This window comes from Pseudoalteromonas sp. SR45-5, from assembly GCF_014163565.1.
Taxonomy (GTDB): Bacteria; Pseudomonadota; Gammaproteobacteria; order Enterobacterales; family Alteromonadaceae; genus Pseudoalteromonas; species Pseudoalteromonas distincta.
This window is the reverse complement of record NZ_JACJDN010000895.1, coordinates 1-1,209: the sequence shown is the minus strand read 5'-3', so window position 1 is coordinate 1,209 and position 1,209 is coordinate 1. Positions and strand designations below refer to the sequence as shown.

The following is a 1,209-nucleotide window of genomic DNA, read 5'->3' as shown; positions in this document are numbered from 1 at the left end:
ACGCAAATTCAGACAGCTCAAACAAAACTAGTTTGATTGGATTGTTTTTTACTATTTGCCTACACAATTCTGAACCAATTGAACCACCGGCCCCCGTTACCATAACTGCTTTATTAGTTATATTTGCAGACATAAGATCTTGTCGTGGTTGAACTGAATCACGACCTAGCAAGTCATCAATTTCAACATCTTTCACTTCATCAAGATTAGTTGTTCCCGAAACAATATCTGCCATGCCTGGTATTGTCATAACTTGTAATTTAAATTTTTCTATTGCGTTAAGGACTTCTTTTCGACGACTTCTTGATGCGCTAGGAAGAGCAAGTAAAATTTTACTCGCGCACTTTTGCTTTGCAACCTCAGCAATTTGTGATGGAGCATAAACACAAACCCCTTGAATTAGCGATAAATGCTTTTTAGGGTCGTCATCAATAAATGCAACTGGTGAGTATTCAGGGCCATTTGCTAAGGCAGTTGCTAATTGGCGACCAGCAGAACCAGCACCATATATAATTACCCCCTCTTTGCGGCGCATGGTAATTTGTCCAACGACGGCACGTACTGTGAGCCTCGCACCGCCAACAAATAAAATACAAAAGCTAGCGTAAATAAAAGGAACGGTGCGTGGTACGGGGGCACTAAGAAAAAAGGACAATACTGTCAAAAAGACGGTTGATAGTATAACCCCAGCAATTATTGCCCACATGGCTTGTGTATTCATATAACGTAACACAGCCCTATACAGCCCAAGTTTAACAAAACTTAATAGGCTAACCGGTAGCAAGGCGGCAAGTAAAATCCAAGTATGTGTATTTTTTAAAACGGCGGCGCTGTCTAGCCTTAGTAAAAAAGCGAGCCAAAAAGCAACTACTATAAAAATGCTATCAATAACAAGTGATACAATTCTTTTTTTGGGGCGGGGCAAATTAACTAAAAATTTTAAAAACACAATACAATTCCCTGAAGTTAGCAGTGATACCACTATTCTATTAGTTACAATTTTACTACAAGATGAACAGCTATTGCACTTAATAATTTAAGACTATAGACACAAGGTAATATAGTCTTTATGTATTTGGTTATTCTTTGTAACTTTGTGTATTTTAAAGTTTACTACTTAACTCTATCGCCACTTCCTTTTCCTGCCACAGTTTGAATGATGTAACTGAAATAGTTTTTTATATTTAATGTGTTAATCATTTCTTGATC

Annotated in this window: 1 protein-coding gene; it reads right to left on the bottom strand. The window is 37.3% G+C overall.

All coding sequences use genetic code 11. The annotated features are described in order from the left end of the window. Positions 1-949: nucleoside-diphosphate sugar epimerase/dehydratase (locus H5072_RS19915; protein WP_182694576.1), on the bottom strand; the 949-nt coding region annotated here is incomplete at its 3' end. Positions 950-1,209 lie beyond the last annotated feature (260 nt).